The following is a 25,288-nucleotide window of genomic DNA, read 5'->3' as shown; positions in this document are numbered from 1 at the left end:
TAGTTTTTATTGTTATTTATAATGATAATATTATCATTATAAATAACAACAAAAATATAGTGGGATTTATGTAAGCTAAAAGCTAGGATTTTTTAATCCTATTGTATGAACTCATTTCATCTTTTTAAAAAATAATTACATATATTTTTAAAAAAATGCATATTACTTTCTTCAAAATACATTACGATAAAAATTTTCTAATTTGATTAAATGTATTCTTCTACTATTATCTTACTTAAATGAAAATGATTTAACCATACACTATATGACAAAATGAAGTTATTATTCGTGATCTATATGATAAGAAAAGAACAATATTGGGATTATCGAATTGATTATCATTATGTAGTATCAAATTTCTAATGTAAGGAGAATAAAATGGTTAATAAAGCTGAAATTTTAATGCACCCCGTAAGAATAAAGATCTCCCAAGCTTTAATGAGAAACAGAGAAAATGGATTAACACCACTAGAAATGTTAAAAATCATTAAAGATGTACCTCAGGCAACATTGTATCGACATATACAAGTTTTGTTAGATTCTGGAGTTATTCGCATTGTGAAAGAGAAAAAAGTGAGATCAGTTTCCGAAAAATACTACGTTTTAAATGAAGAAGAGGCACGGCTTAGTGGAGAAGAGTGGAAAAAATCTTCTAATGAGAAAAAGTTGAACTATTATTCGTATTATCAATTATCACTTATGACTCAATATCAAAATTACCTTACTAAATTAGAAGAACGAGATTGCTCAGAAGATGGTTCAACCTTTTCACTTTTAGAACTAAAGCTTGATGATGAAAGTTTTATTAACTTTCAAAATGAATTAAACGATCTAATGTTAAAATACTACAAAGCCACGAACCAAAGTGCTAAACAGGATTCTCCAATTCGAACCATTGGCGTTACCATTATTCCAGAATCATAAACAAATGAAAAAAGGCTGCCCCAAAACAAGGCGCCATGAACCATATCCTTAACATATAGAAAAAAACACTACAAATAACAAAACGAGTGTAAAACAGCTTACGTTTTACACTCGTTTTTTTTTGAGTTACACCCACGCTTCTCTTCTTATCGGAGAGGCTTTCAGTAAGGTAGTCGGGTTTATAGAACAATAAAATATCCGCGTTTTAAACGAGGAAGTAATTCAGATTTTATATCTTTACTAAGGCTTCTTTTATACTGCTGTATACTTCGTTCCAAAGCTGTTTATCTTCAGAAAAAGCTTTAGTCATTTTTTTAAATACTTCTTTTTGCTCAGCCTCGAAGCTTTCGTCATCCTTAGCTGGCAGAACTGATCGCAACTCCATTACTTTCTCTTGTACCTTTGGTGCACGAGGCCCCCAAACCGCTTTTTCTTCACCATTCTTATCAATAAATATAAAAATAGGAATTGAACGCGCTGTTCCATTTGTTAAGTATTGATCTATCAACTCAAGGTTTTGATCACGTAAAACCATGTGAGTTTCAATATTTGCGGCTTCTGCAATGTTTAAAAGAATAGGTATATTCATCATCGCGTCTCCGCACCAGTCTTCAGTAATGATAATAACTCGAAGGTCTTTCGCTTTTAAATCATTAAAAAAATCTTGGTCTACCTCCGAAACAGAAAACCGATCATAAATCGATTGTAAGCTTTCTTTATGAACATTCATCGAAGCAACAAAGTCTTTAGCAGGAATCCCCTTTTCAAACCATTCATTCAAAGTCGTCATCATAATTCTCCTATCTTTATTTATTTAAAAGTACCATAAACAACTTATGATTTCATTGTTTCCACTCTAATAATCAACAAGATTTTCCGAGTTGTGGATCACTAACAGCAGCCTGATAAGTAAAAACATGTTTTCTGTTTAACAAACCTTGTTTTTCGTCTTGCGAAAATCGTGAGCGTCCCATACACACATTTATTATATAAGAATAAGATGTTGTACAAGCTCAAGACATAAACAATGGACTTTTAATCCCGGAAAGGATGATATACATTGGCTAAAAAAATATTAATAACTTTACTATCCTTTTTTTTACTAGGATGTCTTATTCCATTTAGCATTAGTTATGCATTAAAGCCAGCTAGTCCCACTCTGATTCATGGAATCGATGTCAGTGAATGGCAAGGGGAGATTGACTTTGAAAAAGTAAAATCTTCTGGAATTGAAGTTGTTTATATACGTTCAAGTGAAGGAAATAACTATGTCGACCCTTATTTTCATAAAAACTATGAGAAAGCCATGAAAGCCGGACTACGAATAGGCTTCTATCATTACGTGACAGCTAGAAGTGTATCCCAAGCGGAATATCAGGCACACTTTTTTGTATCATTAATAAGTAATAAAGAATTTAACGGTAAAATTGCGATGGATTTTGAAGACTTGGCAGGATTGACAAACATTGAAATTAACATGATCTCAAAAGCTTTTATAAAAAGGGTAGAAGAACTAAGCGGTAAGGAGGCAGTAATTTATAGTAATGCCTATAACGCAACCTATGTACTAGATAAATCATTGACCAAATACCCGCTCTGGATTGCTGATTATGGTGTTGGACAACCTTCCAATCAAGTAAAATGGTCAACATGGTCTGGATGGCAATACTCTGATAATGGAAGGATTCCTGGAATATCCGGTACTGTCGACTTAGATTATTTTAACAAAGGAATGTTCCTGAAAGACTCATCTAAAATAAAGAAACCCACAACAAAACCTACCTCCAAATCAACCACTATTATCTATCGCGTGAAATCCGGTGATACTTTGTCAAAAATAGCAAAGCTGTATCACACAACCGTTGATGCGATTGTTGCAGAAAACCACATCAAAAACCCTAATCTCCTTAATAAAAATGAAAAACTTCATATTACTATTCATGATAAACATCAAACACGCCATCCACATGCATTTGTTTATGTAGTGAAACAAGGAGATACATTACATGAATTGGCATTGCGATATCATACAACAGTAAAGGAACTTGTTAAATGGAATGATATTCAAAACCCTAATCGTATTTATGCAGGTGAAAAATTGAGAATTCGAAGTAAATAAATATAGAATTATAACAAATAAAGTCATGCTTGTTTCATGTTTTTCTTGCCTTATTTGAACTAATAAATTCTCTTTATTCCCATACCGCACAGCGCATACACATTTTTATTTAACATCGTATTTCTCCATCTAAAAACAATTAAAAGTTATACACAATTTTTGCTACGAGGCTTGAAGGATAAGAATTACTCCATATCCTCTTTGCATTGTCCACAAGTTATACGCTAAATTTCGCTACATTCTTTATTTTCGCTACTACTAGTTTATCTATTCGTTACACACCCAACTTCATTTAAGTGAAAATTTCCATATATCCGTTTTGTATGTTTCAATGATTCAAATTCAGGATCATCGTGTTTACATTTTTATATTTTTTCTCCTTATAAAAAAGAAAAGAAAGGTCATCCTAAAGGAGTAATTCAAAATAGGAAATAAGGAGAGAAAATAAATGCCTCAACAACAAATCGATGTCAATCAATTAAATCAAGCAAAAGCAAATGTTACTCTTACACAAACTTTACTTAGTCAAGCAATTGAAAAATCCTCATCGGACCCAACATTGGCACAAGAAGCAATTAAACAAGCTGCTTCGGAAATCGCACAAGCCCAATCATATGTAAGTCAAGTTTACAGTGTAATGCAAACTCAAAAAACGGAGTAAATTAAGAATATAATGTCACAAAAGCTAGATGATAAGAGGCCTATACCCATAAGTGGATTAGGCCTTTTTAGTTATTCACATAGTTTAGCAAACCTTATAAAAAGGGAGCGCCCCTGTTTTTCTTAAAACCACTATTATAAGGTGGAATGCTTTGAGGAAATTTAAACGTATTAAATGGATCATATGCAGTTTTTACTTCTCGAAGCCGTTTAAAATTTTCTCCATAATACGCTGTTGGCCAATCTTTGATTTGCCTATCAGGCCAATTCACATAGTCACCAGTCGTATACGGTGATAAGGCACTCCTTAATTCTTTGATCCAACGTATGTTTTCCCTTTCTTCTTCAGGATTGTTCCAAGTAGCTAGGTATTCCTGTGCAATAATGGCGTCCCGGTAATAGAAAGCCGTTTTCTTTGGTTCGACCTTGCCTGCTGCTCCTCCAAGAGATTGGTGCCAAATGCCTGAGTTTTCATTTGGTGCTTTTTCTAAAAATTGTTTCATCGTCAATATCGCTTTCTTTGGAAAAGGTTTATTAAGAAAAGATCCTGATCTCTTTCGATGGGCTGATTGGTTTCCACTCGGGTCGTCAAAGAACCGTACAGCTTCAATATATGGAACTTCCTTTATCAATACACTAGTTGGTGAACCGGTTGTCGTTAAAGGCTGAAGAAGTTGCTTTAACCTAGATGACGTACCTACAAATTCACCTTGAGCGATAATTTGATTTACTTCCTTTGACTTAAACTCTATTTCTGATGTTAGTCGGTCATCCGTGTGAGGTGCCCAATTTTGCCATGCATTAAATACTGCTTCGAAATCTTCCCATCCCCATGTAATGGAGAAGACTGAAACCCTAGAAATCGGGTGCACCTTGAATGTAAAGGACGTGACAATGCCAAAGTTTCCTCCTCCCCCGCCGCAGCAAGCCCAAAATAAATCACTATTATGATTCTTGTTTGCTTTAATGAGTTCGGCCCCTTTACTCCCACTTGCTCTTACCATTTCTATTTCAATTAGATTGTCACAAGTAAGTCCAAACAACCGCGTTAACATGCCAATTCCCCCGCCGAGCGTAAGGCCTACAAGGCCTACACTGCTTTCGGTACCTGCAGGGATAGTCGTTCCGTATTCCCATAATTTATTATATACCTTCCCTAAATTAGCTCCGGCTTCTATTTTTGCAATCATTTTTTCACGATTGACCTTGATTCTATCCATTTCGCTGACATCAATAATAAGACCGCCATTTACTAATGAAAAGTTCTCATAGCTATGTCGGCCGCTCCTCACCCGAAAAGGTATATGATTCTCCCTCGCCCACTTCAATGCATTTTGTACATCCTTTGTATTCTGACAAAATACAATTATCTTTGGGAATTTTGGGAAGCTTAAATTATTATTTATTCTTGCCTGCTCATACTCAGAATCACCAGGTGTAACGACCCGCCCGGTAAGCTTTGTCTTTTCCAAAATATAGCCCCCTTTCTCAGATGATGTAGAGAGGATGCTATATACTATGAAAATCTTTAGGAGAAGACACATTCTATAGGCAGGAAAGGATTTCATTTAATCTAATTCATACTTTTTACTCAACATCCGTACCTTAAAAAAGTAGGATATATAGTTTTCTATATGATTGAGCACACTTAACTCGTAAATTTTCATGTTTTACTCGTGAATTTTGCAGTTTTACTCGTGAATGCCACCAATTTAATCGTAACAATTTCAATAAACTTAACAAGTGATGACTGTATGCACTCTACTCGCCCCCCTTCTTTGTTGATTCACGCAGCTAAAGTCCGTACGATAGAAATAAACGGAACAAAAGGGAGATGGATTGATGTTGAAAGAAAAGATCATTGCTTGCTTTAGTGGTGGCAAAGATTCCACGTATATGCTTCATAAGCTGTTAAAAGAAAACAAATATGAAGTCGTATCATTGCTTACAACCGTAACAACTGATGATGAAACATCCGGACACATGGTTGATTTTAAATTGATTCAAGCTCAAGGAGAATCCATTGGAATTCCATTATACAAAATTCAATATCCTTTATATGATGGAAAAGGTTTTGAAAAAGGCCTTATTGACGCCATGAATTTTTTTGGCAATCAAGGTATCTCAAAAATTGCATTTGGAGATCTTTTTCTGGAGGATTGTATCGAATACAAAAAGAACTTAGTTGAGTCTAATGGTTATGAACTAATCCTTCCTTTAGCGGGAATCAACACGAAACAGTTAGTCCAGGAGTTTATTGATTTAGGGTATAAAGCGAAAATTGTCAGCATTCGTTTAGATAAGCTCGATCCTTCTTTTTTAGGAAGAGATTTGGACCAAAAATTTATTGAAGATTTACCAGGTGATGTAGATCCATGTGGTGAGTTTGGTGAATATCACTCATTCGTATATAACGGAGACATTTTCTCTAATCCGATACAACTAGACTTGGAAGATGAAATGTTTGTACTTCCTGCTAATCAATTTTTCAGCGAGGTTGGCTATAAACGTGTGGTAAAAGTGTAAATTCTTCATTACTATTGTCAGGTATCTTAAGGGACAAAAACCCAAAAGGATGCCTGACACCTTTTTTTATGATCTCAATTCAGCTTTTACATTAATTGCGGATTTAATCTTATCAAGATACAAACTGAGTAAATCTCCATTTTCCATTATAATTACGATGAAGATTTTGTATAGCTCACTATTAACTGATTATGGATTGATTTTATATCTGGCAAAATACGCTATTTTTTTAACTATAAAATTTCCCATGCCTATTAATGGGAATACCCTTCCAATCGCCAGCACACAAAAAAAACATGGTCATAAAGTAACCATGTTTTCATTCTACTCATATAGCGATGTCTACACTAAAAGTTATTTATTGAAAAATTCTTTGTTAATTTTTTCAGCCTCAGCCATGTATTCTGTTTTAATCCCGCTTTTAACTCCCCAACAATAAAAGCCAAGTGCAAGACATGCGATGACCACCATATCCCAGCCAAATGTAAGAATATTTTTTCCGCCGAACTTCTCACTTCCAATATAAGAAATCAATATCATACAACCTAAGTAAAGAAGCATCCAAACACCTGATAAAAATTGTTTTTTGAATCCATTCCATTTATTTTTCGCTTGATAATAAAAGTAAATAGGAAGTCCAATGGCAATGATGAAAACCACTTCTCCTGTTAATGGCCAACGCGCCCAATATAAAGTAAGCGATGCAAAAACAAATCCACATGGTGCAATAATAGAAGCACCTTTTAAGTAAAATGGACGATTAAAATGAGAAGCTGTACGTCTTAATGTTGCCAATGCAACTGGCCCCATGATATACGAAATAAGTGTAGCAACTGAAATCACTTCAGCAAGTACGCCCCATCCGCGGAATAAAAATAAAAAGATAAAACATACTCCTAAGTTTAATAACATCGCTGGACGAGGAACACCATAAAGTGGATGTAATGTACCAAAGATATTCGGTAAGTACCCATTTTTCTGCATTCCATAAAGCATACGCGAAGTTGTCGCTGTATAAGTAGCACCTGTACCAGACGGTGATACAAATGCATCTACATACAATACAATCGCTAACCAGTTAAGACTAAGAGCAATTGCCAAATCAGCAAAAGGTGAATTGAAATTCAGATGACTCCATCCGTTCACGATCATAGACGGATCAACTGCACCGATAAACACAACTTGTAATATAACGTATATAAAACCTGCAATTAGAATAGACCAAATAACAGCAATAGGTATAGACTTATTCGGAGACTTAGCTTCTCCTGCCATATTAACGGGACTTTGAAATCCATTAAACGCAAACACGATACCAGAAGTAGCTACTGCTGTTAAAACGCTTGCCCAACCATATGGTGCGATCCCTTGAGAACTTGTAAAGTTTTCACCATGAAATCCAGCAAAAAATAACGATCCTGCCATTACACCTGGAACAATTAATTTAAAAATAGTAATAAATGAATTTGCCTTAGCAAAAAGGTTAACTGTCCAATAGTTGACGAAGAAATAGAACAATAGTAGTAAAGAAGCTATGAATAATCCTTTGATCGTTAAGATATTGTTATCAACTAAAGAATGAGTCCATCTGGCCCATTCCCAAGGCCACGTACTCATATATTGTACTGAAGCAATGGCCTCAACGGTAATAGTCGAAGCGATAGATATCCAGTTTGCCCACGCAGCTAAAAATCCAATAAAAGAGCCATGCGAGTATTGAGGATACTTAACCATTCCTCCAGCTTCAGGAAACATTGCCCCAAGCTCTGCGTAAGATAATGCGATAAATAAAATTACAACCATACCGATAATCCAAGAAAAAATAGCTGCTGGTCCTGCAATCTGGGCAGCTTTCCACGCTCCGAACAACCAACCTGAGCCGATAATAGAACCAATACCTGTCATAGTTAAAGCAAAAGTCCCCATCTTTCTATGCATATTACTCATCCCTACCTACACCTCTTCCTAGGAAAATAAAAAACACTTGATCTAAAAAAATCAAGTGTTTGCCCAGGCGCGCGGCTTATACTCTATATGCTCCCCCATGGTACTCCATGTTGCGCCAGTTACATATAGAAAAATAGTTTTTTTTTAGTATATAGGATTATATTTAATTTCACAATACTTGAAAAACATTTATATTTTATAAATAATCCCATTGTTTTTTCGGAATTCACTATTAATATTCTTTTTAATTTGAAAAAATTAGGTGGATTAAGCTCAAAAAACAAACATTCGATTTCTAGAACTATATGCTTCAACAATATAATCATTTCCCTTTAACATTATACTTAAAAATCTTTAATAGCTTATATGTGCAAAATAAACCGTTCCAAATTAATGGGTTTCCCGATTTTCTTTATTCCTTTTAAGGTTCGGGTTTATTGCAATAATATCAAAGCAACTTTGTTCGAAATAACCGATTTGCTAGAATCAACCATAACGGTGGGGAGGTTCCATGACCACAATGGGATATAAATCCCCCATATTTCTAAAATACCTTATCGGTTTTCAATTTCACTGGATTATTCCCCCTTTACTCCCAGTGTTCTTTTCTTCCGCAAAAAAAGTCATGCACAAGTTGGGGAAAAAGCCTGAGGGATGAAGACCTCTCTTTGCTTTGTCCACAATTTATGCACAACTTTAATTAGTATCTATTATATTTAAACTAACAGTGAAACACACTCAGCATAGCTAGAATGATGAACGTAGATTAATAGTATTTTAATGTTTCCTTGAACAAGATGATGTCCCTAAATCCTTACTTGCTTCTTAGCTGGAAATATCATCATCGGTCTTAGCCTCTAATGGTACTCGCTTCTCCATTTTTAAAATGTAATAACTTGCTACGACTATAGCTAGGAAAACGACCCCAACAATCAGGGAAATACGAGTACTAGGGTTAATCCACATACCAACCAGCACCATCAGTAAAAATGCAATTGTTGCATAGTTGCTGTAAGGGGCAAAAGGCATTTTGAACGGGTGGTTTTCCATTTCCGCAGCTCTTACCTTTCTGAATTTAAGCTCACTAATAAGTAAGACAAACCATGGAATCATTCCAGGTAGAACACTAGCACTGTAAACATAAAGGAATAGTTGTGGCGGTGCAAGGTAGTTCAAGACAACACCAATTGCTAAACCTAAAAGGACAGCAATCGTACAATAAGCTGGCACTCCATTTTTAGATACTTTCGCAAAGATTTTAGGAGCTTGACCGTTCATTGCTAGAGTGTAAAGCATACGACCTGCACTGAAAATCCCACTATTACATCCAGACATCGCCGCTGTGATTACGACAAAGTTAATAATACCTGCTGCTGCAGTAATACCTATTTTAGCAAAGGTTGAAACAAACGGACTACCGATGTCATCTAGTTGGTTCCAAGGAAAGACTGTCACGATGACAAAAATAGCGCCAATATAGAATATTAAAATACGCCAAATGATGCTTTGGATAGCTTTTGTTACAGTCTTCGTTGGATTTTTCGCTTCACCCGCAGTGATACCGATAAGTTCAACGCCCTGATAGGATGCTACAACAAGGGAAAGCGCAAAGAAGAACCCTGTCCAGCCCCCGGTGAAGAAGCCGCCATTTGCCCAAAGATTTGATAATCCAATTGCATCACCGCCATTTCCAAACCCGAAAAAGATAAGACCTAGTCCAGCAATAATCATCAGTACAATCGTTATAATTTTAATAAGCGCAAACCAAAATTCAAATTCCCCGAAAGATTTTACAGAAATGAGGTTTGCAGCCCCTAGGATAACCATGGCAATCACACCTGGTATCCATGCGGGTAAATCTGGGAACCAATACTTCATATACATTCCAACGGCAATTATCTCGGACATTCCGACGATTACCCACTGAAACCAATTACTCCATGCAGTCATATAACCTGCTAAAGGATGAATATAGTTACTCGCAAATGTTGCAAACGAACCCGTAGTAGGCTCTAAATAAAGCATTTCTCCCATAGAACGCATGATGAAAAATATAAAAAGACCAGCGATAGCATAAGCTAGCATTACAGATGGTCCAGTCCATTTAATCGTACTTGCTGATCCCATAAATAACCCAACACCAATGGTACCGCCCAAAGCGATCATCTGAATATGACGTGCCTCTAGCCCTCTCTTTAATTCTTTGTTTGACATGATTAATTCCTCCAGATGTAATATTAGCGACTATACTTCGTACAAGGTTATTAAAGTTTTTTTCTAGCCCCTAATTAACTCTCAATTTAGATCAAAACAACTGTTGATTCATTTTCCATACTTAGATTAGATTTAAAAAGTTCCAATTCTTTTTCATATCGCATAATTTATAATCTTATCTTATAATAATAAATATCCTGTAAAAAAACAAATGTATTTCTAGAGGAAACACTAACCAGTATAAAAAAATTCAATCACTAAAAGTGATATTAGATATATTAGTATTTTAAGAAATCAATAAAATAACATGACCCTAATAAGATAAAGTAGGGAATTTAACACAACCAAAGGAAACCCAGTCTTTAAAGACTGAGCTCAGTTCAAATGGCCTTGTTCTAGAGCAAGGTGAGGGAGTTATCATAGAAAAAAGTCAAACTTTAGTTGAAATTATATTGACTTTCGAGAAATTCAATTCGTTCATATAACTCTTTGTTTACAAGTGTAGGCACTCCGTATTTCTCACCTAATTTTAATACCGTACCTGCAAATAACTCAACCTCACTGTAACGTCGAGCTTCGATATCTTGAGCCATGGATGGCTTTCCTTCTGGGCTTAATGTATCCAATACACTTAACCAATAATCCAGATCTCTTTCCGTTAAATGAATTCCTTCTTTCTCTGACAGAACGATAACCTCTCTCATGGCAGAAATCATCATTTCTCTTGCATGACCCTTTCGTTGAATTTCACCATAATTACTTTTATAGACAGCAACAGTTTGATTAACACCAACATTCAGCATAAATTTCCCCCATTGCCGCTTATACATATCCGTATCTATCTCATATGGGACCTTCATTTTTTCAAAAAAATCTGCCACCTGCTGAACCTTTTCTGAAACCAATCCAGGTTCCCGTTCACCAAGGCAGAGTATGCCCATATGGTCGTATGTCAACTTATTTTCTTCTTTAACAGCATCCATACCTTGCGCAACACAATATAAGACTTTATCCTTTCCATACGCCTCACCAATAATCGCTTCACTTGTGATCCCATTCAAAGCAGAAATAATAATCGTCTGTTTTCCAATTTGATTCTTCACCGCTTCAATAGCATCTTCCAATCCACTAAATTTAACAGTAAAAATCATCAAATCTGCAGGCTCGCATATTTCTTCAGGCGTTACATAATGAAAGTCACAAAGCTCACCATTGCAATAAACCCCATCCTGGACATATCTCTTTATTCTAGCTGTATCCGCAATAATCCTCACATTCTTCTTCGGCATTTCCTTTGATAAATGATGTCCATATAAAATGCCCAGTGCTCCTAATCCAACAATTGATACTGTCTTTATCGCCATAGCATCTCTAATTCCCTTCACCTTTTTACCTAAATATTATCACACTATTCGGAAAACGATCGCGATTAAAATGCCAGTTTTATGGTATGAATTGTTTAGAAAAAAACCACCTAGAAAAGCTACAATATTGTGAAATACCAATAATGACACGAGGGGTTTGTAACATCCCTTACAGCTTCCTTTTGGTTCATATATATCACCAAAAGGAAAATTAAGGCTTAAACGAAGTCTACTTTTCTGAGGAACGATATCCACAAAATTTGTTGTTGTTTTTTGTATTGATTTTAAAGTGGACCCGTTAACTAACAGCTCCAGTCACTATGGCTTTTCCAATCACTACTTTTATAGAATGTTGATATACAGCAACTACATTACCGCTAACTTTCCAATTTCCATATTGACCTATAGAATAAACAATGATAGAATTCCAATATTATATTGACGTTATTTAAGTATAATGACAAATGACCGAAGGAAGATTCAATTCTTCTACAAACGGACATTTATTACAACCGCATACTAGCAAGCGTTGAATGCTATGGATCACACTATAGCAGGAGCAGCTTCTGGAGAGACTGTACATAGTACAGCGCCGAAGGATTCACAATCTCAGGCAAAAGGACAGAAGAGTAACGAATGATGAATTGTTATTCTTAAACCTGACGAGATTGGTAGTATCCAATCTCTTTTTTTATTGTCCAAAATCCAAGATATTGCCATTCAATATCATAAGCGAGGTGAAAACAACGAGCTACACGGAATGTGGAATCACGCTCCACACGACTAAGATCATAAACAACGGGAGATGCTCAAATTGGCTAAACAGGAATTGAAAAGAGATTTAAAAAATCGCCATGTACAATTAATTGCAATAGGAGGAACAATTGGTACCGGTTTATTTCTTGGATCCGGTAAAGCCATCCAATTGGCAGGCCCCTCCATTATCTTTTCCTATCTTATTATAGGGATTGCCTTATTTTTTGTTATGAGGGCTTTAGGGGAATTACTTTTATCCAACGCCGGTTATACGTCATTCACCGAATTCGCTACCGAATATATCGGGCCGTGGGCTGGATTCGTGACCGGATGGACCTATTGGTTCTGTTGGATCATGACAGCCATGGCCGATATCATCGCGGTTGGTGTCTATATGCAATATTGGTTCAATATCCCTCAATGGATACCAGCTCTTGCATGCCTGGTCATTCTGTTAGGATTGAATCTATTGACGGTTAAATTGTTTGGAGAACTTGAATTCTGGTTCGCGCTCATTAAAGTCATCACGATTGTTGCCTTAATTATTGTAGGCATCATCCTGTTAGTCATTGGCTTCAAAACCAATACTGGCACCGTTTCACTCACCAACCTTTGGAGCCACGGAGGCATGTTTCCGAACGGCGTATCCGGCTTCCTGCTATCTTTACAATTGGTTGTCTTCTCCTTTGTAGGGGTCGAATTAATTGGTGTTTCTGCAGCAGAAACAGCTAACCCGAAAAAAAATATACCATCAGCCATCAATAAAATCCCGGTCCGAATTTTACTTTTCTATGTAGGTGCCATACTCGTCATTCTATGCGTCAATCCTTGGACACGGCTGGATGCATCAAGCAGTCCATTCGTAGAAGTCTTTACACTAATCGGCATTCCAATCGCTGCAGGGATTATCAATTTTGTTGTCCTGACATCCGCTGCATCTGCCGGCAACAGCGGTTTATTTTCAACAAGCCGTATGCTTTATACATTAAGCAATAATAACGATGCTCCTGCAAAATTAGCAAAATTAAATAAACATGCTGTTCCAAGTAATGCCTTGGTTACATCGGCAATCGTCGTCTCCCTAGGGGCATTGCTAAGCAAAATGATACCTGAACAGGCCTTTACAATAGTAACTACAATCAGTGCCATCTGTTTTATTTGGGTTTGGAGCATCATCTTGATTTCACATATCAAATATACGAAAAAACGTCCGGACTTGAGAGCCCATTCTACATTCAAAGCTCCTTTTACACCCTTTATCAATTACGTTATTTTAGGATTATTTCTGTTCATCCTAATCGTTATGCTATTCGCTGAAGCTACACGACTTTCACTGTTAATGACGCCAATCTGGTTCATTCTTCTACTCGTACTCTATAACTATCAGAAAAAAAAGTAGCTATTTTTCATGGTCGCAGGAATTAAAAGGAAGGGACACTCCCTTCCTTTTTTTCAATTTATTTTGCTAACACAGAGAAGTGCTACTAAAATATATACTGCAGCCACAGTAAATTTTATATTAAAATAGTGTAAGGTACTGTAAGTCGATATGAATGACTTTTCACTTAGAATGGAGGGGTTTGATTAATGAAGATTATATATATACTTACTCTAGTTCCTTTTATAGGCATATTAGGATTTCTTCCGTTTGTTAACAGAATAGAACCTTATGTATTAGGGATGCCTTTTAATATGTTTTGGATGGCTATGTGGGTGGTCCTTACATCCGTTATTTTGGGCATCATGTATAAGTTGGACCCCAGAAATCGGGAAGGTGACCAGGAATGAATATTTCCCTCTTAATTATTTTAGGATTTTTACTTTTATCAATCTTTTTAGGTATTCGATCTTCAAAAGGAAAAGACATGAATTTGGAACAATGGACGGTTGGAGGCCGTGGTTTTGGTGCTATATTCGTCTTTCTATTGATGGCTGGAGAAATTTATACGACGTTTTCCTTCCTTGGCGGCAGCGGCTGGGCTTATGGTAAGGGTGCACCCGCTTTATACGTCCTTATTTACATTACTTTGTCTTATGTATTGTCATATTGGCTTCTTCCGGAAATATGGAAATATGCCAAAGAAAATAGTCTAATGTCTCAATCTGATTTCTTTGTAAGCAAGTATAAGAGCCCAAGCTTAGGAATTCTGGCAGCACTTGTCGGTGTGGTATCTATGATTCCAGTGATTGTCGTGCAACTTAAAGGATTAGGGATTATTGTTTCAGAAGCATCTTATGGAGCAATTTCAATGTCTACCGCGGTCTGGATGGGAGCAATCAGCCTTACCATTTATGTTATGATTTCTGGAATACACGGCTCAGTTTGGACAGCAGTCATTAAAGATATCATGATGATCGTGATTATAGGATTCTTAGGAATTTATCTTCCTATTCATTACTTTGGTGGTTTTCAACCGATGTTTGAGGCCGTAAATGCAGCCAAGCCTGGTTTTCTAAAGCTTCCTGAACAGGGGCTTAGTGTTTCATGGTTTATCTCCACGGTAATATTGCTTGTATTTGGTTTTTACATGTGGCCCCAAGTTTTCAGCGCTGTCTATTCGGCGCGTAGCGGGAAAGTATTTCGTAAAAATGCTATAATCAGTCCGTTATATACGCTCATGTTGTTATTTGTCTTTTTTGTAGGATTTACTGCTATATTGAAAGTGCCTGGACTCGTTGGGGCAGATGCAGACCTCTCATTGCTGCGCCTTTCTATCGAGACCTTTGATCCATGGTTTATAGGCATAATCGGCGGAGCTGGAATGCTGACCGCATTAGTACCAGGATCCATGCTTTTAATGAGTGTGGCTACACTGCTCGCGAAAAACGTCTATAAGGAATTTGCACCTACAGTACCCGATCGGAACGTTGTAAGATTAGCAAAGTTCCTCGTTCCTGTTATTGCATTAATAGCAGTCTACTTTACCTTAAACGGCGGCGAAACGATGTCAGCATTAATTCTCATGGGATACAGTCTTATCACACAATTATTTCCGTCTCTTCTCTTTAGCCTGAAAAAAACTAATCCTATCAACAAATTTGGAGCAATCGCCGGGATCATCTGCGGATTGGCCATCGTAACCTACATTACGCTTAGTCATTCAACCATAGGTACCATGTTTCCATCCTTACCACAGGCAGCGAAAGATTTGAATGTTGGAATCATTGCCTTGGCGGTCAATTTCTTTGTTATGATTACTGTAAGTCTCGCTTTTAGAAAGCTCTCGGTTCAGTTAGATCCCGCAAAATAATCTAAATCTCTTAAAGATATATGAAGTACTTCTTTGACTGTGGTTTTTGGGGATTAAAAGTGCACCGTAAATTATATAATCGAAAGGCTCAGTCAAAAGACTGAGCCTTTATCATGTTATGTATCCCATACCCCATAAAGGATACACACTTCTTTTTCTCCCTCTAAAACAAAAAAATTCGCACGAAAAATTCCATTGATTTTTCTCTTAATACATGAGTAATGAAAGACAGCAAGAGCCTTGGCAATCAGCAGATAAAATGTTTTTCAAAAGATCATACTGATGAAAGGTACAAGATGTAATTTACGGGTCAGTCAGCTGTACACTTCTTTCAGATTCAAGAAATCAAAATCCCTGAAAAATAAAACTCCAGGAATTCGTGTAAGTATACGTTGAACTACCCACCACTTATCGACCTTACGGTCTGATTGAAGTGGGGGATTCCTAAGAACATTAGCCTATCGGCCAATTTTTAATTAGGCTACTCCCGTAGTTCCTACGGTTAGAAGCCTTATGGCTTCATTCATTAGATTGAGTCCTGCGTTAATATCTCGATCGTGGTGAGTAGAACAAAAAGGACAATCCCATTCACGAAGATTCAGATGTTTAACGTCTTTATTTTGGTAACCGCAGCTAGAACACAATTGGCTAGAAGCAAACGTTTTAGATACGGTCACGATTTGTTTAGCATACCATTTTGCTTTGTATTCCAACATTTTTTTGAATTGGTACCAAGATACTTCACTAATAGCTTTAGCTAGTTTGTGATTTTTCATCATACTCGACACTTGCAAGTCTTCCATTCCAATAACATCGTGGTTTTTGATGATTTCGGTAGAAACTTTATGTAAGTAATCCATTCGGGCATTTGAAATTTTTTCGTGTAGAATAGCCACTTTTCGTTTTTGTTTTTGATAGTTTTTTGCTTCAGCCAATGGTTTATTTTGATTCAAGGCTATTTCTTGTCGCCTTGAAAGAATCCGTTGTGCTTTGGCCAATTTCTTTTCGACCGTCCGGAAGAATTTTGGGTTTTGATAGATCGTACCATCTGAAAGAATAGCAAAATTCTTCAAACCAACATCTACACCGCACGAACGATTCGTTTTAGGAAGTACTTGTACATTGGTTTCCGCTAAAACGGAAATGAAATATTTACCCGAAGGGTTCCGCCTGATTGTGGCATTGATGATTCGCCCTTCGACTTCGCGGCTTTTAGCAAAACGAACTAGACCGAGTTTTGGTAATTTGATTTTGTTTCCAATTATTCCGATATTTCCATTCGTATGTTTAGTCGTGTAGGACTGGATAGGATTCTTTTTCGATTTGAAGCGTGGTGACTTGTTTTGCTTTTTATAATATCGACTATAGGAATCTGCTAAATTTTCCACCGATTTCTGTAAGGCAATACTGTCTACTTCTTTCAGGAAAGAATACTCTTTCTTTAAAGCTGGAAGTTCTTTGATTGTTGCGTATTTATTCAGAAAAGAACCTTTCCATTCATTAGAGGGTAATTGGCCGTTCTGCTTCATTTCTTCACAGATATACCAGTAGGCATCTTTCTCCTTTTGTTTGCCTAAAAAGAAGTTATAGACAAAACGGGAGCAGCCGATCGTTTTATTGATTAGAACTAGTTGTTCTTTAGTTGGATAGATTCGAAATTTATAAGCTTTGTTTACGACCATTGGTTTCACCCCCTTATAGTTATTATTAATCATCGAACGTATGTTTGTCAAAAGATTACTTTGGCTTATGCCAACCGGCCATTCATCTCCCCTTTATCGTAGGGCTCTCGCCCTTCACACGCTTGAAGAGGGAGTCTTCTGGCGGGAAATGATAAAAAGATTCTTTTATTCATGCCTATGTTTAACGATACTGATAATAATTCATCAAATGCTAACAACTCTTTTGTACCATATTTCTAAATTCATAGAGATCATAATTATATTTCTAATTGACTTGCCTGATCTGGACTGTAGAGCATCTGAACACGAGCACAGTCTATTGGTTTATTTATAGGTATCTCTATGAAATATTTCAGCTGCCATATCTGAGTCTTTTGTGCCTGACGGCTAGTAGGCTTGTCCCAAGGTGGGTAAACGCGTATTGCTCGTTTACCACCTTTACCTTTATTAGATATTATATTCTGATCACATAAAACAGCTTTTGGAAATACAAACTGACCAAAGTTATTACCTTTGCGAGTACTAATAACAAACAAATCAGCTGGATCTGATATGTCATATGGTTGAATCGCTCCATCCCCAATTCTCTCCCACAAAGTCACAAATTGTCCAACCTTTGTAGGTGTGATTTTAGCCACACGAAATCTAATGGAAAGGGTATTCAACTTGAATATATAGGCTCCATATTCAGCGTTTTGTGCTTCTATTAGTGGTTTTGAGAACTCAAACCTGCATGGACTAAAGACAAGTTCCTTAGTTGCAAGAAGGTCACTATGAATTGTTTCAGAGGAAGCCCAGGAATTTTGACCGCTGAGATCAGCTTCTAATATGTCTCGATTTTTCTCATCCATCTGTTCTAATCCTCCATTTTAAAGCTTTCTAGTCATTTTACTTTATTCTCTTACAAAGCCATTCGATACACCTCACTCTCGTTCTTTTCTTTTATTTTAGAACATTTGTTCTACATATTCAATTATCAACAGCATTATTTATCAGATCCCTAGCCCTGTAAATAGTTAGATGACATTTAAATAAAATGGAATGAACCTAAAAAAACCCAGGCAACTTCCTCCCGGGTCTTTAATCATTATGCTGACTTTTCCACTTGTTCTGCTTACGGGACTTTCCAAAGCTGCAACCTCAATATTCTACTAAAGCTTTCCTTCTATCATTCAAATCCTTAACAATTTCCTTATATTCCTGCACCTGTTGTTCTAGTTTTTGTTTTCTATTCACAATCATCCTCGAAACTTCTTTCGGGCTAGGCCCACCTTGAATGCTTCTAATCTCCACAAAATATTCGGGAGAGATGATTTTTTTCCATTCGTCTTCTCCTATATTCACTGAAACGAATTCATTAATAATCTTGTTAATGTCTTGTGTGTCCCAGTCATATAACTCTTTCCCTTCACTTATCGACCGTTTTGCAATATGACTAGCTATGGAATGAGCTTTCCTAAATGATATCTCGTAATCTCTTGATAGAGTATCTGCTAATTCAGTAACCGTGATACTAGATTTTGCGGCCATTTTTTTTGTATGTTCTTCATTTACTTTCAAGGTTGATATGACTGCATACATTAGTTTCATGACACGGCCTGCATTCGAAAATGCTCGATATAAATGCGGCTGTAAATCATCTTCCGTATCGACGATATCACCAAATGGAGTATTGTGGATCATATTCATTGCAGCAAGCGCATCACCATACGCACTGCTGGCAATTGATCGGGAATGTTCAATTGATACTGGATTTCTTTTTTGCGGCATGATACTGCTTACTTGAACATAAGGATCTGCCACATAAAATGTACCAAACTCCCTTGTCACATGCTGCAAAAAATCTTGAATCCATCTTCCAGTATTGACCATGCACGTCATAATTGCAGTTGCAGTTTCTAATAAATAATCGGCCCCGCCAATCGAGTCATAGGAATTTTCAACAACCGCCTCAAAGCCAAGCAATTCAGCGGTACGATTCCGGCTGATTGGAAAACCAGTTGTGGTTAATGCGGCCGCTCCCAGAGGGGATAGGTTCACCGTTTCATAGGCTGCCCATAACCGTCCAATATCTCTTTGAAGAACATCATAAATGGCTAGAAAGTAGTGGCCCAATGTAGTCGGCTGAGCTGGCTGAGTATGCGTGTAACCCGTAATATAGGTTTCTATATGCTTTTCAGCTTGCACCAAGAATGACTCACTCAATTGGTCTGCATAGCCAATTAATTGAAGAAGATGGCCCCTCAAAACAAGCCGATACATTGCAACTCCCATATCATTACGACTGCGACCGATATGAATCTTTCCTGCAAGCTCATGACCGATTTCTTCGCCAATCTTTGCCTCCATCATGAAAAATAAGTCTTCGAATTGAGGTTGATAGGTCAGGAGGGTGAGATCTGTTTGAGCCACTTTCCGAATCCCATCCAGCATAATTTTTGCTTCTTCTTCTTTAATAATCTTTTGTTCTGAAAGCATGATCACATGTGCTCGATGAATATCGAACATCACATGAAATAAGTAATCTCTTTGATCATTAAAAACTGGCATTAGAAGCTCTTCTACATATGTTTTTCCTGGAAAAACACTACCTTCATTTTTGATAAATTCATCCAGCTTACTCATCTTTTTACCCCCGATTTATAAGGCTTTTTCTGCTTTGATTCCAAAAAACTTATTCGAAATAAAAAGAACAATAACAATCAGCGTGATTTGAATCATCCCATAAGCAGCTGCCTGCCCCATATTGAACATCCGAAGCTGATTCATAATTTCAATAGATATAGGTCTGTTAGAAATCGTATACAATAGGACTGAGGTTGGGAATTCTCCTACAGACTCGATAAAGGCTAATAATGTCCCTGATAAAACGCCAGGCATAATAATCGGTAAAATGACCTTTCTGAAGGTATAAAACCACTTTGCCCCCAAGTTTCTTGCTGCTTCCTCAATCGAGTCATCAAGCTGCTCTAGAACGGCGTTAGTTGAGCGGACAACAAGCGGAATATGTCTAACGAAATAGGCAAGGGGCAGAATCCAAAATGTTCCTACTAATATCTGACCGAAAGAAAAAACGCTAGGTTCATTAAATGCAAATATCAAGTTCATCCCAATAACCGTTGCAGGCAAGGCCCATGGAATCATGACTAGAATATCAATAAAGCTTTTCCCAATGAATTTCCGTTTGACAAGAACATAGGACGCTATGACCCCAAACACCAAATTTGCTAGTGTGGCAATAACAGCCATTAGTAAACTATTTCGTAACGGTTTAAAAATATTAGGGTCTTCAAACAAAAGCCGGTAATTTTCCACATTAAATACTGTTGGATACGTTTGAAACGTCCAGGTTCCATCCGGTACAAGTGAAAGCAATAGAATCGTAAAGTGCGGTAAAAGCAGAATAAGTACGCCGATGATACCCGTTACCACCATCACCCACTTCATAAGCGGATTTTTCACTTCACTCCTGTGTGCCCCGATTCCTTTTGAAGCCATGCGGTAATCTTTCCTATTCTGATACCAACGCATGAATAATAGAAATGAAATCGAAACAATGGAAAGAATTACAGATTGAGTAGCAGCAATTTCCATATCACCATTAATTTTCGAAAAATATATTTGCAAGCTCAACACTCGGTACCCACCAGCTAATAAAAACGGGGCACTGAATGAAGCCATTGAAATCATGAATACAAGTAAAGAAGCGGCAACGATGGCAGGTGTTAATAATGGAAATGTCACCTTCCAAAATACCTTGAATTTATTCGCTCCTAAGTTATAAGCAGCTTCTTCTAGAGACGGATCAATTTTATTGATCGCAGCGGATACGGTCATATAAAAATATACATACATCGTATAGGCATGCACGATCAGGATTCCCGAAACCCCGCCAATTTTAAAAGGAACTTTATCAAGACCAAACAAATCCTTAATAGCATTTGGAATTAATCCTGATTCTCCATATAAAAACATAAAGGCCATAACCCCTACTAATGATGGAAGAACAATCGGCAAAATCGCTGCAGTTGAAAAGAAGCTTCTGCCTGGAAAATCGTAACGGTTAAAAATAATGGCAAGCGGAATACCAATCAAGGCACTAGCCAATACACTTAAAATTGATATATAAACAGAGTTCCATAGAGCCTCTAAGTTCGTTTTCGATTCCTGCACGAAAAAATCCTGATAATTTCCGAAAGTTATCGATCCGTCTTTTTGCAAACTTTCAAAAAAGGTTCTCAATGATGGATAGAGAACATACGCTACGAGCACTAATACAACTGGTATAAGAAGCCAAATCGTCAACCTTGTATCACGATTTTTAATCATGGAGCATCACCGCTTATGACCGGGATGAGGCGCAGCTGTTTCTCCGGAAGTTGTACATACACTTCCTTCCCTTGATAAAAGTATCCGAATTCATGCGTGTTTAACACGTCCACCCTCAGTAACACGTTATGAACACCCACCATTACATTCACAACAGATCCAAAGAATTGGACAGATTCTATTTTTCCTTTTAAGATATTTGTTCCTTCTTTGACCTTATCAAGAATACGGATTGCTTCAGGACGAATCGAAACTGCAAGGTTCTTTTCATTCTGTTGAATTAACTCTCCTTCATTAGTGTGATTATGTACAAGTAATTTTACCGGTTCTTCACCGTTTTCTAGGGTAACCACTATATTCTCTTGTTGAACGTTCTTCACTTGAACGGACAATAGATTAATCTCACCAATAAAACTCGCCACGAAATCATTAGCGGGCTGATTATAAATTTCTGCTGGAGTCCCGACCTGGTGACATACCCCAAAATTGAACACGGCGATCCGATCACTCATCGATAATGCCTCTGCCTGATCATGTGTGACATAAATGGTGGTAATCTTATAATCACGCTGCAGTCTTAAGATTTCTGCTCTCATTTCATCACGAAGCTTGGCATCCAAATTGCTTAATGGTTCATCCAACAGTAATATTTCCGGTTCAATAACAAGTGCTCTCGCAAGGGCTACACGCTGCTGCTGTCCTCCGCTTAACTGGCTCACTTGACGATCCGAGTAGTTCTCCAGCCTGACTTTGCGAAGTGCATCCAGCACTTTCCCCTTTAAATCGCTTGAAGAAACTTTTCTCACGCGCAATCCAAAGGCTACATTTTCAAAAACCGTCATGTGAGGAAAAAGGGCATAGTTTTGAAAAACCATGCCAGTATTTCTTTTCTCCGGAGGTACTCGCGTCATATCTTTGTCGCCAAATCGGACGACACCCTTTGTTGGATAATAAAACCCAGCAATCATCCGAAGGGTTGTCGTTTTACCGCAGCCACTTGGACCTAAAAAGGTAAAAAACTCACCGTCTTTGATTTCCAGATTTAAATGATCGATAGCTATCGTTTTTCCGAAGGCTTTTTGGACATTCTCTATTTTTATTGACGCCATCCCAACGACACTTCCTTATTCTTTAATTTCTTTATCTCCACTTTTAATATTTTCGTCCCAATATTTCATCCACTCGTCACCTTTTTCTTGGAAAACATCCCAATCAATATCCATCGTTTTAATATCTGTTTCCGTGATCCATTCAGGTAAATCTGTCACATCACTTCTTGTCGGAATCCGGTAAAATTCTTCAGCTAAAATTTTCGCAGCTTCTGGTGAGTTCACAAACTCATAAAACGCTTCAGCTGCTTTTGGATGCTTGGCACCTTCAACAATGGCAATTCCTTCTGTCAACACCGGTGTTCCGCTTTCTGGAATAACAAACTCAAACGGATAGTTTTTATTTTCTTTCAGCATGACAACGTCCGGCATTGCCCAAACAGATAGTGAACCCTCTCCTTTGGCTACTTTGTTATACATCATTTCCGGGTTGGCTGAATATTCTTTTGTATTTTGGTCGAGCTTCGTTAACCAATCATAGCCCTCTTGAGGATCATTTGTATCCTTATACGTGCGATAAATCATCGAAGAAAAAATCGTCCTCATCGTTCCAGATGCTAGCGGATAGCGAATGATAATTTCATCTTTCCATTTCGGGTCAAGCAGCTCATCCCAATCTTTTGGGACTTCGTCTTTTGATAGTTCCTTGCTGTTATACATGATGACTTCTGGAGTCTGGCTCGTTCCCGTCCAATACCATTCTGGATCGTGGAACCCTTCATCAAGACTATCAGAATAGGTAGGTTGGTAAGCAGCTAGCAGTCCATCATCCTTTGCTTGGTTAAAGTTCGTGGAAGGTGCTCCCCACCAAACATCTGCCTGCGGATTAGTTTTCTCTGATCGAACACGATCAAGGATTTCCTGGGACCCCATGTCAAGCCACTCAACATCAATGCTATATTTTTCTTCAAACTGAGTCTCGAATTTTGATAAAATATCTTTTCCATGCGGCGAATAAACAACAATCTTATCTTCTAATTCACTTTTTTCTTCTTTGGCACCGCCTGCATTCGAATTCGTTTTTGTATCTGTACTGCTACATCCAGAAATCAATAAAGCTGCCGATAAAGTTAGCACTGAAACAAACGACTTTTTCTTATTTTTCATTAATAATCCCCCTCATTATGAAAATTCAAAATGCTATCATGTTCTCTTAAAAATAGGGAAACCGCTCCCAAAACTCCTGCGTTTTCTCCCAGTTGTGAAGTATTCATTTCTACTAAACTTGGAAGATATCGATCAACAATCTCCCGAATTCTAGGTAAAATGTATTCAGATGAATTTAATACACCACCTCCTAAAATAATGACCTCTGGATTTAGCAAGCTAGCTGCATTGACAATTCCGTAGGCTAAATGTTCGATGGCGTCATTAATGACAGCTATAGCTGTCGAATCTCCTTTTTTTGCGAACAAAAAAGCATCTTCACCTGATAGTTCAGAAGACTGGGCCCGTTCAAAAAAAGAATGATGAGGATCCTTGAGAACTGCTCTAGTAAAATGAGCACCAATGGACTTTCCTCCTGCAACACTTTCTAAATAGCCATATCTGTGGAAAATCGGCTTAAATTCACGCTTCATATCCTCTTTATTAGTTACCATATATCCCATCTCTCCAGCTGCACTCGATGCCCCTCTGTATAACTGGTTATTCAAGATAATGCCGCTTCCTATCCCTGTGCCAACTGCAATAAACAGTACATTTCGCTTATTCTGTGCGTTCCCTAGCCACTGTTCACCTAGAGCAGCAGCATTCACATCATTGTCGACAAAGATAGGGAAATCGAAATACCGTTTCGCTTCGGCTATAAATGGATACTGAATCCACCCTAAACTCGGTGCCTCAATTACTAGTCCACTTGCTGTTTGCGTAATACCAGGAATCCCAACTCCCATCCCTAAAATCCTATCTTTCGCGATCTGATTCTTTGCAATTAACCGATCTGTTTCAATAGCCATTTGTTTAAGAAGACCTGATTGTAGATAAATATTTGTTGAAAAACTAGTATCAGCAAGGATGTTGCCACTTAAATCACATAAAACGATTTTCACTTTTGTTCCGCCAATATCGGTTCCTATGATATATGCCGCTCGCTCATTGAAAAAGAGCTGGATTGGCCGCCTCCCTCCTTGAGAAGAGGACTCTCCTATTCCTTTCTCAAATACCCATTTCTCCTGTATAAGTTCATCTACAACAAGAGAAACTGTCGGTTTACTAAGCTGAAGCTTAACAGCGATTTCAGCCCTTGAAATAGATGAACATTCTTGGATGCATTGAATGATTCTTTTTTTATTTACGTATTTTTGATGATTGGGTGTTCGCTTAAAACTCATCACATCACGGCCTTACATTATTTAGTTAGTAAATCTTACTAATTAAGTAAAAATATAACTTAAATCAAGAAAGT

At 37.3% G+C, this 25,288-nt stretch carries 19 protein-coding genes and 2 riboswitches; of the genes, 7 read left to right on the top strand and 12 right to left on the bottom strand.

Translation table 11 applies throughout. The features are described from left to right. Window positions 1–378: 378 nt before the first annotated feature. Window positions 379–924 carry a helix-turn-helix domain-containing protein gene (locus RE409_RS03080; RefSeq protein WP_201182953.1) on the top strand — a complete coding sequence of 182 codons (546 nt, stop codon included), beginning with the start codon at window positions 379–381 and terminating at the stop codon, window positions 922–924. Between the two features lie 229 nt (window positions 925–1,153). On the opposite strand, the gene RE409_RS03075 is transcribed toward RE409_RS03080, so the two are convergent. Beyond that, window positions 1,154–1,714 carry a thioredoxin family protein gene (locus RE409_RS03075; RefSeq protein ID WP_201182955.1) on the bottom strand — a complete coding sequence of 187 codons (561 nt, stop codon included), beginning with the start codon at window positions 1,712–1,714 and terminating at the stop codon, window positions 1,154–1,156. A gap of 270 nt (window positions 1,715–1,984) precedes the next feature. On the opposite strand from RE409_RS03075, the gene RE409_RS03070 reads away from it, so the two are divergent. Both RE409_RS03070 and RE409_RS03065 read left to right on the top strand, forming a co-directional pair. Next, a complete protein-coding gene (locus tag RE409_RS03070) occupies window positions 1,985–3,043 on the top strand; it encodes a GH25 family lysozyme (RefSeq protein WP_201222223.1) in 1,059 nt (352 codons plus the stop codon). A 448-nt stretch (window positions 3,044–3,491) separates the two neighbouring features. Next, window positions 3,492–3,704: a hypothetical protein gene (locus RE409_RS03065; protein WP_053344397.1), complete on the top strand. Its 213-nt coding sequence runs from the start codon at window positions 3,492–3,494 to the stop codon at window positions 3,702–3,704. Between the two features lie 94 nt (window positions 3,705–3,798). Here RE409_RS03065 and RE409_RS03060 read toward each other — a convergent pair whose 3' ends face one another. Beyond that, window positions 3,799–5,175: an FAD-binding oxidoreductase gene (locus RE409_RS03060; RefSeq protein ID WP_309558509.1), complete on the bottom strand. Its 1,377-nt coding sequence runs from the start codon at window positions 5,173–5,175 to the stop codon at window positions 3,799–3,801. A 370-nt stretch (window positions 5,176–5,545) separates the two neighbouring features. Here RE409_RS03060 and RE409_RS03055 point away from each other — a divergent pair, with 370 nt between their 5' ends. After that, window positions 5,546–6,229 (top strand): Dph6-related ATP pyrophosphatase, encoded by a 684-nt coding sequence (locus tag RE409_RS03055; protein ID WP_201222227.1) that lies wholly within the window; start codon window positions 5,546–5,548, stop codon window positions 6,227–6,229. A 354-nt stretch (window positions 6,230–6,583) separates the two neighbouring features. Here RE409_RS03055 and RE409_RS03050 read toward each other — a convergent pair whose 3' ends face one another. The 3 genes from RE409_RS03050 to RE409_RS03040 form a co-directional block, all read right to left on the bottom strand. Next, a complete protein-coding gene (locus RE409_RS03050) occupies window positions 6,584–8,176 on the bottom strand; it encodes a glutamate/serine transporter AimA (RefSeq protein WP_309558508.1) in 1,593 nt (530 codons plus the stop codon). Between the two features lie 54 nt (window positions 8,177–8,230). After that, window positions 8,231–8,309, bottom strand: a riboswitch (ZMP/ZTP riboswitch). 692 nt (window positions 8,310–9,001) lie between these two features. Next, entirely contained in the window at window positions 9,002–10,390 is a 1,389-nt protein-coding gene (locus tag RE409_RS03045; protein WP_116821393.1) for an amino acid permease, read from the bottom strand. A gap of 437 nt (window positions 10,391–10,827) precedes the next feature. After that, window positions 10,828–11,754: a ketopantoate reductase family protein gene (locus tag RE409_RS03040; RefSeq protein ID WP_201182990.1), complete on the bottom strand. Its 927-nt coding sequence runs from the start codon at window positions 11,752–11,754 to the stop codon at window positions 10,828–10,830. Between the two features lie 556 nt (window positions 11,755–12,310). After that, a riboswitch (glycine riboswitch) is annotated at window positions 12,311–12,389 on the top strand. Between the two features lie 179 nt (window positions 12,390–12,568). On the opposite strand from RE409_RS03040, the gene RE409_RS03035 reads away from it, so the two are divergent. The 3 genes from RE409_RS03035 (at window position 12,569) to RE409_RS03025 (ending at window position 15,761) form a co-directional block, all read left to right on the top strand. Beyond that, entirely contained in the window at window positions 12,569–13,909 is a 1,341-nt protein-coding gene (locus RE409_RS03035) for an amino acid permease (RefSeq protein WP_309558507.1), read from the top strand. 188 nt (window positions 13,910–14,097) lie between these two features. Beyond that, window positions 14,098–14,298, top strand: coding sequence for a DUF3311 domain-containing protein (locus RE409_RS03030; RefSeq protein WP_053344391.1), 201 nt, complete (start codon window positions 14,098–14,100; stop codon window positions 14,296–14,298). Next, window positions 14,295–15,761, top strand: a complete 1,467-nt coding sequence (locus RE409_RS03025) for a sodium:solute symporter family protein (protein ID WP_201222233.1) — start codon at window positions 14,295–14,297, stop codon at window positions 15,759–15,761. Before RE409_RS03030 ends, RE409_RS03025 begins: the two co-directional genes overlap by 4 nt. Window positions 15,762–16,237: 476 nt before the next feature. Here the strand turns inward: RE409_RS03025 and tnpB are convergent, their stop codons facing one another. The 7 genes from tnpB to RE409_RS02990 form a co-directional block, all read right to left on the bottom strand. After that, entirely contained in the window at window positions 16,238–17,443 is a 1,206-nt protein-coding gene (gene tnpB / locus RE409_RS03020) for an IS200/IS605 family element RNA-guided endonuclease TnpB (protein ID WP_201222235.1), read from the bottom strand. 257 nt (window positions 17,444–17,700) lie between these two features. After that, the gene (locus tag RE409_RS03015; protein WP_309558506.1) at window positions 17,701–18,294 is read right to left on the bottom strand and encodes a MepB family protein; all 594 of its coding nucleotides are present in this window, start codon (window positions 18,292–18,294) and stop codon (window positions 17,701–17,703) included. Window positions 18,295–18,583: 289 nt separating this feature from the next. Continuing rightward, a complete protein-coding gene (gene argH, locus RE409_RS03010; RefSeq protein WP_309558505.1) occupies window positions 18,584–20,068 on the bottom strand; it encodes an argininosuccinate lyase in 1,485 nt (494 codons plus the stop codon). A 15-nt stretch (window positions 20,069–20,083) separates the two neighbouring features. Further along, complete coding sequence (locus RE409_RS03005; protein ID WP_309558504.1) at window positions 20,084–21,772, bottom strand: ABC transporter permease; 1,689 nt, start codon at window positions 21,770–21,772, stop codon at window positions 20,084–20,086. Beyond that, a complete protein-coding gene (locus RE409_RS03000) occupies window positions 21,769–22,881 on the bottom strand; it encodes an ABC transporter ATP-binding protein (RefSeq protein ID WP_201183001.1) in 1,113 nt (370 codons plus the stop codon). Before RE409_RS03000 ends, RE409_RS03005 begins: the two co-directional genes overlap by 4 nt. A gap of 15 nt (window positions 22,882–22,896) precedes the next feature. Then, window positions 22,897–23,988 (bottom strand): extracellular solute-binding protein, encoded by a 1,092-nt coding sequence (locus RE409_RS02995; RefSeq protein WP_056522461.1) that lies wholly within the window; start codon window positions 23,986–23,988, stop codon window positions 22,897–22,899. Then, entirely contained in the window at window positions 23,988–25,214 is a 1,227-nt protein-coding gene (locus RE409_RS02990; RefSeq protein WP_201222243.1) for an ROK family transcriptional regulator, read from the bottom strand. The genes RE409_RS02995 and RE409_RS02990 overlap by 1 nt, the downstream gene beginning before the upstream one ends. Window positions 25,215–25,288: the final 74 nt, after the last annotated feature.

It is taken from the genome of Peribacillus sp. R9-11 (genome assembly GCF_031345095.1).
Lineage (GTDB): Bacteria > Bacillota > Bacilli > Bacillales > DSM-1321 > Peribacillus > Peribacillus butanolivorans.
Note: the sequence above shows the minus strand (reverse complement) of the source record. Positions and strands in the feature narration are given on the sequence as shown.

What these genes read in the sequence shown, in the direction of transcription:
- argH (WP_309558505.1), bottom strand. Translation starts at nt 20,068, where the DNA reads ATGAGTAAGCTGGATGAATTTATCAAAAATGAAGGTAGTGTTTTTCCA.
- RE409_RS03075 (WP_201182955.1), bottom strand. Translation starts at nt 1,714, where the DNA reads ATGACGACTTTGAATGAATGGTTTGAAAAGGGGATTCCTGCTAAAGAC.
- RE409_RS03050 (WP_309558508.1), bottom strand. Translation starts at nt 8,176, where the DNA reads ATGAGTAATATGCATAGAAAGATGGGGACTTTTGCTTTAACTATGACA.
- tnpB (WP_201222235.1), bottom strand. Translation starts at nt 17,443, where the DNA reads ATGGTCGTAAACAAAGCTTATAAATTTCGAATCTATCCAACTAAAGAA.
- RE409_RS03045 (WP_116821393.1), bottom strand. Translation starts at nt 10,390, where the DNA reads ATGTCAAACAAAGAATTAAAGAGAGGGCTAGAGGCACGTCATATTCAG.
- RE409_RS02990 (WP_201222243.1), bottom strand. Translation starts at nt 25,214, where the DNA reads ATGAGTTTTAAGCGAACACCCAATCATCAAAAATACGTAAATAAAAAA.
- RE409_RS03030 (WP_053344391.1), top strand. Translation starts at nt 14,098, where the DNA reads ATGAAGATTATATATATACTTACTCTAGTTCCTTTTATAGGCATATTA.
- RE409_RS03065 (WP_053344397.1), top strand. Translation starts at nt 3,492, where the DNA reads ATGCCTCAACAACAAATCGATGTCAATCAATTAAATCAAGCAAAAGCA.
- RE409_RS03040 (WP_201182990.1), bottom strand. Translation starts at nt 11,754, where the DNA reads ATGGCGATAAAGACAGTATCAATTGTTGGATTAGGAGCACTGGGCATT.
- RE409_RS03015 (WP_309558506.1), bottom strand. Translation starts at nt 18,294, where the DNA reads ATGGATGAGAAAAATCGAGACATATTAGAAGCTGATCTCAGCGGTCAA.
- RE409_RS03005 (WP_309558504.1), bottom strand. Translation starts at nt 21,772, where the DNA reads ATGATTAAAAATCGTGATACAAGGTTGACGATTTGGCTTCTTATACCA.
- RE409_RS03080 (WP_201182953.1), top strand. Translation starts at nt 379, where the DNA reads ATGGTTAATAAAGCTGAAATTTTAATGCACCCCGTAAGAATAAAGATC.
- RE409_RS03025 (WP_201222233.1), top strand. Translation starts at nt 14,295, where the DNA reads ATGAATATTTCCCTCTTAATTATTTTAGGATTTTTACTTTTATCAATC.
- RE409_RS03055 (WP_201222227.1), top strand. Translation starts at nt 5,546, where the DNA reads ATGTTGAAAGAAAAGATCATTGCTTGCTTTAGTGGTGGCAAAGATTCC.
- RE409_RS03000 (WP_201183001.1), bottom strand. Translation starts at nt 22,881, where the DNA reads ATGGCGTCAATAAAAATAGAGAATGTCCAAAAAGCCTTCGGAAAAACG.
- RE409_RS02995 (WP_056522461.1), bottom strand. Translation starts at nt 23,988, where the DNA reads ATGAAAAATAAGAAAAAGTCGTTTGTTTCAGTGCTAACTTTATCGGCA.